This is a genomic window from Heterorhizobium halophytocola (assembly GCF_017873095.1).
Taxonomy (GTDB): domain Bacteria; phylum Pseudomonadota; class Alphaproteobacteria; order Rhizobiales; family Rhizobiaceae; genus Allorhizobium; species Allorhizobium halophytocola.
On record NZ_JAGGJU010000011.1, the window covers coordinates 61557 to 75857 of the forward strand.

Below are 14301 nucleotides of genomic sequence, written 5' to 3' on the forward strand. Positions count from 1 at the left end.
TCCGCGTCAGCCGCCGCGGTTGACGGCGCGCGCCACAGCCTTGACCAGCGGCTCCGGCCGGTAGCCGAGGCTCGAGGGCGTCAGCCCCATGCGCAACACCACCAGCGACTGCGAGCGGATCACCGCCATGGACTGCCCGTCATGGCCGATCAGCCAGAACGTGTCGTCCGGCACGCCCGAGGCGGCATTCGGCACCCCTCCGGGCCCCTCCTTCCAGGCCTGCAGCCGGGTATAGGCGCCTTTCGACGCCTCCGTCGGCGTCGCCATCGCTTCGACGAACCCCTCTGGCAGTAGCCGCGTGCCGTTCCAGACACCGTCATCGGCAAGCAGCAGGCCGAAGCGCGCCCAGTCCCTGGCGGTCGCATAGAGATAGGAACTGCCGACGAAGGTGCCGGCCGCATCGGCCTCCAGCACGGCCGAGCGCATGGATAGCGGGCCGAACAGAGCCTGCCTTGGAAAATCCAGGGCCGCTTGCGCGTCACCCACCCGGTTCATCCAGATCCGCGACAAGAGGACGCCGGTGCCGGACGAGTAGGAAAAGCTTTGCCCGGGTTCGGCAATCTTCGGCCGGGTCGCTGCGAAATCGGCCATGTCGGGCTCGAGAAACAGCATCCGGGTCGCATCGGAGACGTTGCCATACTCCTCGTTGAATGCGAGGCCGCTTTCCATTGCCAGCAGCGAGGAGAGGCTGATGTCGCGGCGGCTGTCGTTCGTCCAGGCCGGCAGCAAATCCCGGTCGTCCAGCCCGATCCGCCCCTGCTCCACCAGCCTGCCGATCAAGGCGGCGTTGACGGTCTTGGCCATCGACCAGCCGATCAGCGGCAATGGACGGCTGAAGCCGGCGCCATAGGCCTCACCGATGATCCGGCCGTCCCGGATGACGATCACGGCGCGCATGCCGGGGCCCAGAAGATCCGGATTGGAGAGAATGCCGGCAAGCGGCGCTATCGTCTGCGCCTCCGCATCGCCCTGCGGCCACGGCGCATCGGGCAGCGGCGGCAAAGGCTCGGTTTCGGCCAGCGACAGCGCTCGTGCCGCGCGCTCCTGCCCCTTGGGCACGACGGCGCAACCGAGGCCATTGCGGGCGATGGCGGTCTGCGGCGCGATGAAACCGGCCATCCGCGCCGTCACGCTGCGGCTGGCGGTATCGACAGAAACGCCGACCAGCCGCAGCAAGGCATTGCCCGGCGCCTGCACGTCGAAGGCCAAGACATCGCCGGCATTGCGACCGGCGATGAAGACGTTCGAGCACACCAGCTTGGCGGTATATCCGGTCCCGACGCGCAGGAGTTCGGGTGGACTGAGGCCCAGCCATAACAGGATCGCCCCGACCACCGCCCACCAGGCAAGGGTCACTCCCGCTATGACCTTCAACGCCAGCCGCATGCCCACCTCCCCGGTTTTGTGTCATGCAATCAGGAATTTGCCTCGGCGCAAAGCATAATCTTCATTCGCGCCCGCTGAAATGCCGACACCACCTATCCGGGAAGACCGATGACGGGAAAGCGTGATTGTCGCGGCCGCTGTCATGAAACTTTTGCAAGCCATCGCTAAATGGCGTCAAACAGCCAAGACAGGGGTCAGCCATGGGTGAGGTTCTCCAGCCGTCCGGCCTTCGCAGGAATGCGAAGCTGAAGGTCGCACTTCTGCAGCACAAGGCGCTATCGGCCGACGGCCTGTCCGAACGTCTGTTCGGCATGCTGTTTTCCGGTCTGGTCTACCCGCAGATCTGGGAGGACCCCCAGGTCGACATGGAAGCCATGGAACTCAGCGAAGGGCACCGGCTCGTCACCATCGGTTCGGGCGGCTGCAACATGCTGGCCTATCTCTCGCGCAATCCCGAAGCGATCGACGTCGTCGATCTCAATCCCAACCACATCGCGCTGAACCGGCTGAAGCTTGCGGCCTTCCGCACCTTGCCGGACCACAAGACGCTGCTCGGCCTTCTGGGCGGCGAAGCGCGGCGCGGCAATGTGCGCAATTACAGCCGTTATATCCGCCCGCATCTGGACGCGGAGACCCGCCGCTACTGGGACCGCCGCCGGCTGTCCGGACGCCGGCGCATCGCCGTGTTCAACGCCAATATCTACCGCACCGGCCTGCTCGGGCGCTTTATCGGTGCCGGCCACCTGATGGCGCGGCTGAATGGCGTGCGGCTGGAGGAATTCGCCAAGACGAGATCGGTGCGCGAACAGCGGCAGTTCTTCGACGAGCAGATCGCGCCGCTGTTCGACCGCAAGATCGTCCGCTTCATCACCAGCCGCAAGAGTTCGCTGTTCGGTCTCGGCATTCCGCCGCAGCAATATGACGAACTGGCCAGCGTGGCCGAAGACGGCAGCCTGGCGACCGTGCTGCGCCAGCGGCTGGAAAAGCTGGCCTGCCATTTTCCGCTGAAGGACAATTACTTTGCCTGGCAGGCCTTTGCCCGCCGCTATCCGCGCGAGGACGAAGGCACCCTGCCGCCCTATCTGCAGCCGTGCCATTACGACACGATCCGCCGCAATGCCGACCGGGTCACCGTCCATCACGCCACGGTCACCGAACTGCTGGCGAACAAGCCGGCGGCAAGCGTCGATCGCTATGTGCTGCTCGATGCGCAGGACTGGATGAACGAGGCACAGCTGAACGGCCTGTGGAGCGAGATTACCCGCACGGCCGCCCCCGGCGCCCGGGTGATCTTCCGCACGGCGGCGAAGGCCTCGATCCTGCCCGGCCGCCTGCGCGACACGCTGTTGTCGCAATGGACCTACCAGGCCGAACAGTCCGAGCGGCTGAACGCCCGGGATCGTTCGGCGATCTATGGCGGCTTCCACATCTACGAGAAGACGCCGTGACCTCGCTCGGCGACAACCTGGTCCCCTCGCCTGTCGAGGGCGGGCACGCCGCCCGGATGGACCGGATGTATCGCTACCAGCGCCACATCTACGATGTCACCCGCAAATATTACCTGCTTGGCCGCGACACGGCGATCCGCGCGCTCGACGCCCGGGGCAATACGCGCGTGCTGGAAATCGCCTGCGGGACGGGACGCAATCTGGAACTGATCCATCGCCGCTATCCGAAGGCGCGGCTCTACGGGCTCGACATTTCGAGCGAGATGCTGGCAAGCGCCCGGGCGAAGTTCGCCCATCTCGATCCGCAGCCCCGCCTGCTGGCCGCCGATGCGACGACCTTCAAGGCGCAGATGTTCGGCGAGACCGGCTTCGACCGCATCCTGATCTCCTATGCCTTGTCGATGATTCCCGACTGGCAGGGCGCCGTGGACGCCAGCCTCGATGCGCTTGCGCCCGGCGGCTCGCTGCATGTGGTCGATTTCGGTCAGCAGGAGCGACTGCCCGGCTGGTTCGGCCGCCTGCTCGGGCGATGGCTGGCCCGCTTCCACGTGACACCGCGCGCCGATCTTCGGCAGGTGCTGGACATTGCGGCCTATTCACGCAATGCTAAATTAAGCTTCGCACCAGTCGGTCGGGGTTATGCTTGGCACGTCATCATTCGAAAATAGTTTATGAGCGGTTGATCCTAACCGAATTTTTACGATGATGTCGTGAAATGGCGCCTGCACCTTTGTTTTGTGTATGTGCACCGCATCAGGTGTTTCTTGGATCGAACGAAACGGAATACCCATGCGCTGGCTCCTCTCGGCCATTATCCCGATTGCCATCCTTTTGAGCGGCTGTACGTCGACAAGCTACGACCTGATCGAGACATCCTCCATTTCGGGTCGTTTCAAGGACAATGACCCCCAGGATTTCGGCAATTACACGCCGCATCGCCACAAGGTGCACGGCATCGACATTTCCAAATGGAACGGCGACATCGACTGGCGCAAGGTGCGCTCGTCCGGCGTCTCCTTCGCCTTCATCAAGGCGACCGAAGGCAAGGACGTGATCGACCCGCGCTTCTCGGAATACTGGCGTGAAGCCCGCGCATCCGGCATTCCTTATGCGCCCTATCATTTCTACTATTTCTGCTCGACGCCCGACCAGCAGGCCGACTGGTTCATCCGCAACGTGCCGAAGGCGGCCATCGCGTTGCCGCCGGTGCTCGACGTCGAATGGAATCATGCTTCGAAGACCTGCAAGCGGCATCCCGATGCCGCCACCGTCCAGTCCGAGATGAAGCGGTTCATGGATCGCATCGAGGCCTATTACGGCAAGCGTCCGATCATCTACACCTCCGTCGACTTCCACCGCGACAACCTGGTCGGCGCCTTCAACGACTATCACTTCTGGGTTCGTTCGGTCGCCAAGCATCCGCAGGAAATCTATGCCGATCGCCGCTGGGCCTTCTGGCAGTATACCTCGACCGGCGTGATCCCCGGGATCAAGGGCGAAACGGATATCAACGTCTTTGCCGGCAATGAAGCCAATTGGAAACAGTGGGTGAGTGCTGCCAACGACGGCTGATGCGTTCGCTTTTCTTCACGCTTTGGCCTTGATCTTCTGCAAGGAGACGGCGAACCTTCGTCAACACGAAGACATGCCACTCCGATCATAGAGGAAGATTGAATGCCGCTCGTCAACCGCCTGGCAATCGCCCTGTCGTTTACCACCCTGCTGGCCGCGCCGGCGCTTGCCCAACAGGCACCTTGCGGCGGCGATCTTTCGACCTTCCTTGCCGGCGTGAAGCAGGAGGCGGTGGCCAATGGCGCATCGCCGGCGGCTGCCGACAAGGCGCTGGCCGGCGCGCAGATCGACCAGAAGGTTCTGCGCATGGACCGCGGCCAGGGCGTCTTCAAGCAGACCTTCCTGGAATTTTCGAGCCGCGTCGTCTCCGGCTCGCGCCTGTCGATCGGCCAGAAGAAGATGCAGCAATACAAGAGCGTCTTCGACCGTGCCGAGCAGGAATATGGCGTGGCCCCCGGGGTGATCACCGCCTTCTGGGCGCTGGAGACCGATTTCGGCGCCGTGCAGGGCGATTTCAACACCCGCAACGCGCTTGTCAGCCTGGCGCATGACTGCCGCCGCCCGGAACTCTTCCGCCCGCAGCTGATGGCGCTGATCACCATGGTCGGCCGCGGCGACGAGGACCCCGCAACGACCACCGGCGCATGGGCCGGCGAAATCGGCCAGGTGCAGATGCTGCCCAAGGACATCGTCGCCCACGGCGTGGACGGCGACGGCGATGGGCATGTCGACCTGAAGTCGAGCGCGCCCGATGTCATCATGACGGCCGCCAACTTCATCCAGAGCCTCGGCTTCAAGGGCGGCCAGCCCTGGCTGCAGGAAGTCAAGGTTCCGGCCGATCTGCCCTGGGAAAAGACCGGCTTCGACGCGGGCATGACGGCGGGCGACTGGTTCAAGCTCGGCGTCAAGCCGCGCGACGGCAATACCCAGTTCGCCGATCTGGAAGGCGAGCTGCTGCTGCCGCAGGGCCGCAAGGGCCCGGCCTTCATCGCCTATCCGAATTTCGGCGTCTATCTGGAATGGAACAAGTCGTTTATCTACACGACGTCGGCGGCCTATTTCGCCACCCGCCTGTCGGGCGCTCCGGCCTATGACAAGGGCAATCCCGATGCGGGCCTGAGCGACACGCAGATGAAGTCGCTGCAGCAGAAGCTGGCCGCCAAGGGCTATGATGTCGGCGACATCGACGGCATTCTGGGCGGCGGCACGCGCGACGCGGTGCAGAAGGAACAGACGCGCCTCGGCATGCCGGCCGACGGCTGGCCGACCCCGGCCCTCTACAACGCGCTCTGACCCCGCGTCACACGCAATCCAGAAAGCCGCGCCTCGCCTGCGCGGCTTTTTTTATGGGGTGAAAAGGATCAATGCTGACATGTTTCGGGTGGTGAACCCTTAGGGAGGGAAGTAGCGTCGGCACTGCAACCGGATCGGGTCGTCCGAAGCCGCGCGGAGATCACACCATGACCGTCACAGCTACTCAAGCACCAAGCCCCTATGCCCTGACCACCCGGGTCTGGCTGCTGCTGATCCTGCTCGGCCTGATCTGGGGCGGTTCCTTCTTCTTTGCCCGGGTGGCCGTCGCCTATGTGCCGCCTTTCACCCTCGTCTTCCTCAGGCTTTCGCTCGCAGCTCTGGCCCTCCATCTTTATCTGCGCGGCCGGTTCGGACTCTACCCGGCGCTGAAACGCCGCTGGCCGGAATTCGCCCTGCTCGGCCTGATCAACAATGCCCTGCCGCACAGCCTGATCTTTCTGGGCCAGACCGAGATCGGCGCCGGCCTCGCCTCGGTGCTCAATGCCACCACGCCGGTCTGGACGGTGCTGCTCGCCAACCGGCTGACCGCCGACGAAAAGCTGTCGACCCGCAAAATCGCCGGTTGCCTGCTCGGGCTTCTCGGTACCGTCATCCTGATCGGGCCGAGCGCTTTCGACCGGTCGCAGATCCCGCTCTGGGCCCTGCTGCTGCCGGTCGGGGCGGCGATCTCCTACGGCTTTGCCTCGATCTACGGCCGTCGGTTCCGCGACCTCGCCCCGCCCGTCACCGCCACCGGACAGCTGACCGCGTCCTGCCTGATGATGCTGCCCGTGTCGCTGATCGTGGACCAGCCCTGGACGCTCGCCATGCCGCCGGTCGGTGCCGTCGCCGCGATTCTGGCGCTTGCCTGGCTTGCAACCGCGTTCGGCTATATCCTGTTCTTCCGCATCATCGGACTGGCGGGCGCCACCAACACCTCGCTGGTCACGCTTCTGGTGCCGCCGAGCGCGCTGCTTCTGGGCACGGTTTTCCTGGCCGAACGGATCTCCCCGGCCGAGCTTGCAGGTATGCTGGTGATCGGATTCGGTCTCGTCGTCCTCGACGGGCGGGCCCTCGGTTATCTGTCACCGCGCACGCGTGTTACAAAACCCCATTAATACCTAGGGCAATGCGGCCTGCCGCCCGCCCTACTCGTTAGCAACTTCTAAAAATAATTTTTTGAAATATTATCATCATCTTGACCGTACCGACGAAGGATTTATTCGCCATCCTCGCCGCAGCGCAATATAGAATCCGCTTTCCAACTGACACCAAAACGACATACAGTCTAACGGTCAACGCAAGGAGGCACACATGGGACTGACAAATTCTCTGAACGCCCTGATCATCGGTGCAGCGTTTTTGTTCATTGCAACGATGCTTTTCATCTGATCGGAAGATGATGAACGGAGTGGATGGCACAATCGCCCGTTAGCCCTACTATCAATGCCCCTGACATTCAGAAAGGCGCGATGCGGATTACCGCTCGCGCCTTTCCTTTGTCCATTGGAGGGCCCGGGGGGCCGCAGAGCGTCTAGGGGCTTTCAGGCCGCAGCGCCGGCGCTTTCCAGCCGGGCGGGGGTCGCCCCCACCGCTTCCAGCACCTTGCCGACCAGGCCTGCCTTGTTCATCGTGTAGATGTGGAACTCGTCGATGCCATGGCCCTGCAGCTCGCCGATCTGTTCGGCGGCGATCTCGGCCGATAGCGCCTGACGCGCCTCGGCGCTGTCCTCGATCGCCTCGAAGCGCCGGTCGAGAAAGGACGGCACGCTCGCACCGCAGCTTGCGGCAAAGCGCTTCAGCTGGGTGAGGTTCTGGATCGGCATGATGCCCGGCACGATCGGGATGGTAATCCCGGCGGCCCGCACCCGTTCGAGATAGCGCAGATAGACGGCGTTATCGAAGAAGAACTGGGTCAGCGCCCGATGCGCACCGTTGTCGACCTTGCGCTTGAGCATATCGATATCGGCGTTCACGTCGGTGCTTTCCGGATGCTTTTCCGGATAGGCCGAGACGGAAATCTCGAAATCCCCCATCTCGCGCAGGCCCGCACAGAGTTCGGCCGCATTGGCAAAGCCGCCCGGATGCGGGCGATAGGTCTTGCCGACGCCATCGGGCGGATCACCGCGAAGGGCAACGAAATGCTTCACGCCGGCCTTGCGGAAGGTCTGGACGGTCTCGGCCACCTCCTCGCGCGTCTTGCCGACGCAGGTCAAATGCGACGCCGTGGCAAGCGGCGTCTCGCCGATCAGCCGGCTGACGGTGGCAAGCGTCGGTTCCTGCGTCGTGCCGCCCGCGCCGTAGGTCACCGACACGAAATCCGGCCGCCAGCGGGCGAGGTCCGCGATCGCGGACCAGAGCTGGCTCTCGGCATCGGGCGAACGCGGCGGGAAAAACTCGAACGAGAAGCGGGACGCCTTCGCCTTGCTCGTGAGATTGTCCATGGTCTGCTCCTAGATTGCTGTCTCAGGCCGCATCGACCGCGGCGTCGGAAACGACGCTGCGATGCGCAAGCCAGATCGTTACGGTAAGGCCCGGACCGACGCCGCCGTCCGGCCTGAGATCGACGACCTCATCGACCTCCAGGCCCGCGCGTTCCATCCAGTCGGCCATGGCGGCATGGGAAAAGCCGAGCCGGAGATGCGCGTGTTCCTCGCGCAGATATTCCAGCTGATGCGGGGCCAGATCGATCACCACAAGCCGACCGTCGGCGGTCAGCATGCGGGCGGCCTCGGCGAGCGCAAGATCCGGCTGGTCGAGGAAATGCAGCACCTGGTGGATCGTCACCAGGTCGAAGGCACCGTCGTCGAGCGGCAGGTTGAGAATATCCCCCTGGCGGACACTGGCCTTGACCACCGCCGTGCGGTCGAGATTGGCACGGGCCACGGCCAGCATGTCGCGGCTGGCATCGATGCCGATGGCGCGGTCATAGCGCGGTTCCAGCAGCTGCAGCAGCCGGCCGGTGCCGGTACCGAGATCGAGCAGCGCCTCAAAGGACTGCTTGCCGATCAGCGTCAGGAGCGCCTCTTCCACAGCCTCGTCGGCAACATGCAGCTTGCGCAAGGCGTCCCATTCGCCGGCATGGCGGCTGAAATAGCTCTGCGCCTTCTGGGCACGAGCCTTCTTGACGGTCGCCAGACGCTCGCCGTCGCGCATCAGCACCGGATCCTTCATGTCGATCAGATCGAACAGCGATTGTGCAAGGCCGGCGGCAGTGCCATCCTGCTTGAGACGGAAATAGGCCCAGGCGCCTTCCTGGTAGCGATCGATCAGCCCGGCCTCGGCCAGAAGCTTCAGATGGCGGGAGATGCGCGGCTGGGACTGGCCGAGGATCTCGGTGAGGTCGGTCACCGTCAGATCGCTGGCGGCCAGCAGCACGAGCAGCCGGATCCGCGTCGGCTCTCCCGCTGCCTTCAGCATTTCGACCAGTTCGTCTGCAGCAAACACGAAAACCCTCACAACCCATGCAATCAAGATATAAACATGTCTTTATATCAGTTCGATGGCCACATCAAGCGCTAATTCCCTGACGGGCGCGCGGCTTAGCCCCAAAAGCCGCCCCGGGGACGGAGCGGCTTTATTGATGGGAAGACCCGAACGGAGTGTCAGAACGCTTCCCAGGCCTGCCCCTTGAGCGCCAGATTGCCCTGGCGTCTCGCAGCCGGACCGGCCGAAGCGCTGCGCAGCACCGGCCTCCCTATGCCGCGGCTGCCGCTACGGTCCGAGGGGCGGTCCGGGCCTTGTCCTCGCCTGTCTTGAACCCTCGCCGCAGATCGGTCAGGCTATGGGCCGCCTGCGCCAGACCGGCGGCGGCGGCATTCATCTCTTCGATCATGGCCGCATTCTGCTGGGTTGCATGGTCCCTATGATTGACCGCTGTATTGAGCTCGGACAGAGCGATCGCCCGCCCCATACGAAAAGACCCGCCGGAGGGCGGGTCTGGGTTTCGTGATCGACGTGAGGCCGGAAGGATTACCGCGTCAAGCGTTTGTAGGACTGGCTGCCGGGATTGAGCGCATCGGCACCGAGGCGGCGGACCTTGTCCTCTTCATAGTCCTCGAAATTGCCCTCGAACCATTCGACATGGCCGTCGCCTTCAAAGGCCAGGATATGGGTCGCCAAACGGTCGAGGAACATGCGGTCATGGCTGATGATGATCGCGCAGCCGGCAAAGTTTTCCAGCGCCGTTTCCAGCGCACCCAGCGTTTCGGTGTCGAGGTCGTTGGTCGGTTCGTCGAGCAGCAGCACATTGCCGCCCGCCTTCAGCATCTTGGCCAGATGCACGCGGTTGCGCTGACCGCCGGAGAGATTGGCGACCTTCTGCTGCTGGTCGCCGCCCTTGAAGTTGAAGGCACCGCAATAGGCACGGCTGTTCATCTCGAACTTGCCGAGCTTGACCACTTCCGCGCCGCCGGAAATCTCTTCCCAGACGGTCTTTTCACCGGCAAGCGCATCGCGGCTCTGGTCGACATAGCTGAGCTGCACCGTGTCGCCGATGCGGATCGAGCCGGTGTCGGGCTTTTCCTGGCCGGTGATCATCTTGAACAGCGTCGACTTGCCGGCGCCGTTCGGACCGATGATGCCGACAATACCGCCCGGTGGCAGCTTGATCGACAGGTCGTTGATCAGCGTGCGGCCCTCAAAGCCCTTGCTGATGCCTTCCAGTTCGATGACCACCTGGCCGAGACGCTCGGAGACCGGGATGATGATCTGCGCATCGCCGGGACGGATGCCCTCGGCCGCATCGACCAGCTGTTCATAAGCCTTGATACGGGCCTTCGACTTGGCCTGACGCGCCTTCGGGCTGGAGGCAATCCACTCCTGCTCGCGCGACAGCGACTTCTGGCGCCCGGCCTCTTCGCGGGCCTCCTGCTGCATGCGCTTGGCCTTGGCCTGCAGATAGGCCGAATAATTGCCCTCGTAGGGAATGCCGCGGCCGCGATCGAGTTCAAGGATCCAGCCGGTGACATTGTCGAGGAAGTAGCGGTCATGGGTGATCATCATCACGGCGCCGGGATAATCGCGCAGGTGCTTTTCCAGCCATGCGATGGTCTCGGCGTCGAGGTGGTTGGTGGGCTCGTCGAGCAGCAGCAGGTCCGGCTGCGACAACAGCAGGCGGCAAAGGGCGATGCGCCGGCGCTCACCGCCCGAAAGCAGCGACACGTCGGAATCCTTGGGCGGGCAGCGGAGAGCCTCCATTGCCATTTCGACCTGCTGCTCGAGGTCCCAGAGGTTCTGGCTGTCGATGATGTCCTGCAGACGCGCGCCTTCGTCGGCGGTCTCGTCGGAATAGTTCATCATCAGTTCGTTGTAGCGCTCGACGATCGCGGTCTTGGCCGCGACCCCGTCCATGACGTTCTCGAAGGCATTCTTGCTCTCGTCCAGCTGCGGCTCCTGCTGGAGATAGCCGACAGAGGCGCCCTCGGCGAGCCAGGCTTCACCGGTATATTCCTTGTCGAGGCCGGCAATGATGCGCAGCACCGTCGACTTACCGGCGCCGTTCGGGCCGAGGATGCCGATCTTGGCATCCGGATAGAAGGACAGGTTGACGTTCTCAAGGATCTTCTTGGCGCCATAGGACTTGTTCAGCCCAGACATGTGATAGATGAACTGACGTGCCATCGAGTGAATACTCCGCAAATGCGTTGGGGATTTGCCCCGCTATGTAGGCGAAAGGCCGCGCCGGGGCAACCGGCAAGCGGTTTGGCCACTGCAATCGGGTGAATCAGCGAAGGTGGGTGTGATCGATCCGGTAGACCCGGAAATTCGACGGGGTCGGGTTGTCGATCCTGAACACGCCCGGCCAGCCCTTTCCGGCCAGCAGCGCCGAGAAGACCGTGTGCTGATAGGCGTCCGGGAGTGTCTGCGGACAGAGCGCGACATAGTCGAACGGCCGAAATGCTGCCGCGCGGCTTTCGGGATCATCGGCCAAAAGCGCGACCAGGGCACGGTGGATGCCGGGTGCTGCCCTGTGGAACGGCACCGAGGAAATGCTCTGGCCGGGGCTCAACTCCGGCAGCATCGCCATGCCGACCCGCGGCGGCGTCAGAAACCTGCCCGGAGGCAGTGCGTGCAGAACGGAGAGGTCGGCATTCTTGCATCTCCCCTCGAAGACGGACAGCAGCGGAGGGCCGGACGGAAAGACAAGCACGATCGCGGCGACCGCTGCGACCCAGGCACCGGTGGACGCCGCCAGCCACGAGACCATCACCTGCCGGTCATCCCTCCATTGCCGCAACAGCAGCGGAAACAGGACGGCAACACCGAGCCCCATGAAACGGCCGAATCGCAGCTGCAGGCAACCCAGCACGACCAGCCCGACGGCGACCGCATACAGCAGGATCGTCCGTGTGTCGGCCAGGCGTATGCGCCGCTGCAGCGCCGGGATCAGCAACAGCAACAGGACTGACGGTGCGAAATAGGCCCCCACGAAGCTCCAGTCGCCGCCAGACAGCAGGGAAAAGGCGGAATGCTCCTGACGGATCTGGTCGAGCCACAAGGAACGGGTCAGGCCATCGACGGCGACATAGGGACCCGCCAGGCATGTCTGGAAGGAAAAAGCCAGGCCGCCGCAGACGCCAGCCCCTGCAAGCCCGAGAAGGGCAAGGCGCATCCACCGCGATGACGAGGCCGGCACCAGCGAAACGATCGCCAGGCCAAGGCCATAGCCGATAAATCCGGACACGTAAGGCGCAGAATAGGCATCGCAACTTGTCCGGCTCGCGCCATCAGGGCCCAGCAACAGCAGGGCTGACAGCGGCGCCATGACCAGCACTGTCACCGCATAGCCGCGCGCGAAACCGCGTGCCTTGTCGCCGTCGAAAACGAAGGCCATGGCGACCGCGAGCATGACAAGGGCGACGAGCGGCAGCATTTCGAGGCCGACGGCAACCGACAGCACGCTGGCGACCCCGGCGAGACAGGCACCGCGCCGGGACCAGACGCTGATGCCGCAGAGAATCGTCATGACAAGCAGCATCTGAACGTTGTGGTGATCGATGCGGCCCGGCGCGAATTCGTTGACCCCAGCGACCAGCAGCAGCAGCGCGAGCGTTGCCTCGCCGGTTCGAAGCGGCTTGTCCGGCGGCGCCAGTTGGCGCATGGCGCAGAGCAATGTCGCGGCAAAACCACACAGCATCAACGGCGGCCAGACCAGGAAAGCGAGCCGCAAGCCGGCATCCGCACCGGCAACGCCGGCGAACAGGGCGCCCAGAACGACATAGGGGATGTCGACAAGTCGCGACCATGGGGCAATGTAGGGCCCCGGCATGGCGATCATCGGAAGGCTGAGATCGTAAAAGCCCTGCCCTTCGAAAAGCCGCTGGACCTCGACCGCGCGCATCATGTCATCGATGTCATGCAGATCGACCCCGCCTCCCAGGCTTTCCACCAGGGCGAGCCCGAGGGCGGCCAGGACGAAAACCAGATAGGGAATGGCCCTGGTCGAAAAACGGATCGGGAGGAAACTCAAGACAACACTCGAACGTATCTGGAAAATAGATCTTAACGAACAGGATCCTGGCCGGAGCACCCTGCGATGCAACCCGTGACGAAGCGTCACTATTCTGGATTGCATATTACCAAATTCATAATTCGCTGGACAAATCCTTGGCCGGTTGAATAATCGGCTGGGGACTGGGGAGAGGCACGTGTTTTCAGAGACCAGACGTCTGTCGAGCCCGACCGGGGTTCTGCTGGCCTATCATCATGCAGCGACGACCGCGCCGCCAAAGGCAATCATCATCATCTGTCACGGCCTGACCGAGCATTCCGGGCGCTACGAGGACTTTGCCCGGGGCATGGCCTCGCTCGGCTATCACGTCTATGCCCATGATCATCGCGGCCACGGGCGGACCAGCTCGCCGGACCGCCCGCTCGGGCGGTTTGCCCTGAAGAACGGCCCGGACAAGGTGATCGACGACGTGCTGGCGATGCGCGAACTGGCGGTGACCGATCACCCGAACCTGCCGGTCATCCTGTTCGGCCATTCGCTGGGCGGCGTCATTGCCCTCAACACCGCCATCGCAAAACCCGACGGCTTTGCCGCGGTGGCCATCTGGAACTCGCGGTTCAACACCGGGCTGCCCGGGCGTTTCGCCCGTGCCGTGCTGGCCGTGGAGCGCATGCTGAAGGGTTCGGACGTGCCGAGCGCGATCCTGCCCAGGGCGACCTTCCACGCCTGGAACAACCAGATCCCCGGGCACAAGGGCGATCATGACTGGCTGAGTTCGGACCCCGAGGTCGGCCGCCGCTTTGCCGACGACCCGCTCTGCGGCTTCGATGTGAGCGTGTCGATGTGGGACGACGTGTTCGAACTGACCGAACGTCCATTCCGCAACAGCGCGATCTCGGCCCTGTCGAAAGCGCTGCCGATCAATCTGGTCGGCGGGCGGCAGGACCCGGCAACCCATGGCGGGCGCGACGTCGAATGGCTTGCGCGCCGGCTGTCGTCCAGCGGCTTCAGCCGCGTGACCTGTCAGATCTATCCCGACATGCGCCATGAAACGCTGCAGGAGGTCGGCCGGGAGGCGGCGATGGGAGAATTCGCCGACTGGTGCGAGGCGGCCGTCAAGCGCCGGCTGCAGCCATCCGGTTGAGCCCT

At 63.8% G+C, this 14301-nt stretch carries 12 protein-coding genes; 6 read left to right on the top strand and 6 right to left on the bottom strand.

Annotated features, from left to right (window positions below; genetic code table 11):
* Window positions 1-6: 6 nt before the first annotated feature.
* Window positions 7-1386 (bottom strand): serine hydrolase domain-containing protein, encoded by a 1380-nt coding sequence (locus J2Z17_RS18845; protein WP_209947197.1) that lies wholly within the window; start codon window positions 1384-1386, stop codon window positions 7-9.
* Between the two features lie 200 nt (window positions 1387-1586).
* Here J2Z17_RS18845 and J2Z17_RS18850 point away from each other — a divergent pair, with 200 nt between their 5' ends.
* From J2Z17_RS18850 to J2Z17_RS18870, 5 genes are all read left to right on the top strand, one after another.
* Complete coding sequence (locus J2Z17_RS18850) at window positions 1587-2834, top strand: BtaA family protein (protein ID WP_209947198.1); 1248 nt, start codon at window positions 1587-1589, stop codon at window positions 2832-2834.
* Window positions 2835-2890: 56 nt separating this feature from the next.
* Window positions 2891-3502 (top strand): class I SAM-dependent methyltransferase, encoded by a 612-nt coding sequence (locus tag J2Z17_RS18855; RefSeq protein WP_245224222.1) that lies wholly within the window; start codon window positions 2891-2893, stop codon window positions 3500-3502.
* 121 nt (window positions 3503-3623) lie between these two features.
* Entirely contained in the window at window positions 3624-4406 is a 783-nt protein-coding gene (locus J2Z17_RS18860) for a glycoside hydrolase family 25 protein (RefSeq protein ID WP_209947200.1), read from the top strand.
* 102 nt (window positions 4407-4508) lie between these two features.
* Window positions 4509-5699 (top strand): lytic murein transglycosylase, encoded by a 1191-nt coding sequence (locus J2Z17_RS18865; protein ID WP_209947201.1) that lies wholly within the window; start codon window positions 4509-4511, stop codon window positions 5697-5699.
* A 167-nt stretch (window positions 5700-5866) separates the two neighbouring features.
* Window positions 5867-6817: a DMT family transporter gene (locus J2Z17_RS18870; protein WP_209947202.1), complete on the top strand. Its 951-nt coding sequence runs from the start codon at window positions 5867-5869 to the stop codon at window positions 6815-6817.
* A 426-nt stretch (window positions 6818-7243) separates the two neighbouring features.
* Here the strand turns inward: J2Z17_RS18870 and metF are convergent, their stop codons facing one another.
* From metF to J2Z17_RS18895, 5 genes are all read right to left on the bottom strand, one after another.
* On the bottom strand, window positions 7244-8143 hold the full coding sequence (metF, locus tag J2Z17_RS18875) for a methylenetetrahydrofolate reductase [NAD(P)H] (RefSeq protein ID WP_209947203.1): 900 nt from the start codon (window positions 8141-8143) through the stop codon (window positions 7244-7246).
* A 22-nt stretch (window positions 8144-8165) separates the two neighbouring features.
* Complete coding sequence (locus J2Z17_RS18880; RefSeq protein WP_209947387.1) at window positions 8166-9119, bottom strand: ArsR/SmtB family transcription factor; 954 nt, start codon at window positions 9117-9119, stop codon at window positions 8166-8168.
* 277 nt (window positions 9120-9396) lie between these two features.
* Window positions 9397-9534, bottom strand: a complete 138-nt coding sequence (locus tag J2Z17_RS18885) for a hypothetical protein (RefSeq protein ID WP_209947204.1) — start codon at window positions 9532-9534, stop codon at window positions 9397-9399.
* Window positions 9535-9671: 137 nt separating this feature from the next.
* On the bottom strand, window positions 9672-11321 hold the full coding sequence (gene ettA, locus J2Z17_RS18890) for an energy-dependent translational throttle protein EttA (RefSeq protein ID WP_209947205.1): 1650 nt from the start codon (window positions 11319-11321) through the stop codon (window positions 9672-9674).
* Window positions 11322-11424: 103 nt separating this feature from the next.
* The gene (locus tag J2Z17_RS18895) at window positions 11425-13170 is read right to left on the bottom strand and encodes a hypothetical protein (RefSeq protein ID WP_209947206.1); all 1746 of its coding nucleotides are present in this window, start codon (window positions 13168-13170) and stop codon (window positions 11425-11427) included.
* 178 nt (window positions 13171-13348) lie between these two features.
* Between J2Z17_RS18895 and J2Z17_RS18900 the strand changes: the two genes are divergently transcribed.
* Entirely contained in the window at window positions 13349-14296 is a 948-nt protein-coding gene (locus J2Z17_RS18900) for an alpha/beta fold hydrolase (RefSeq protein ID WP_209947207.1), read from the top strand.
* The last annotated feature ends 5 nt before the right edge of the window (window positions 14297-14301 follow it).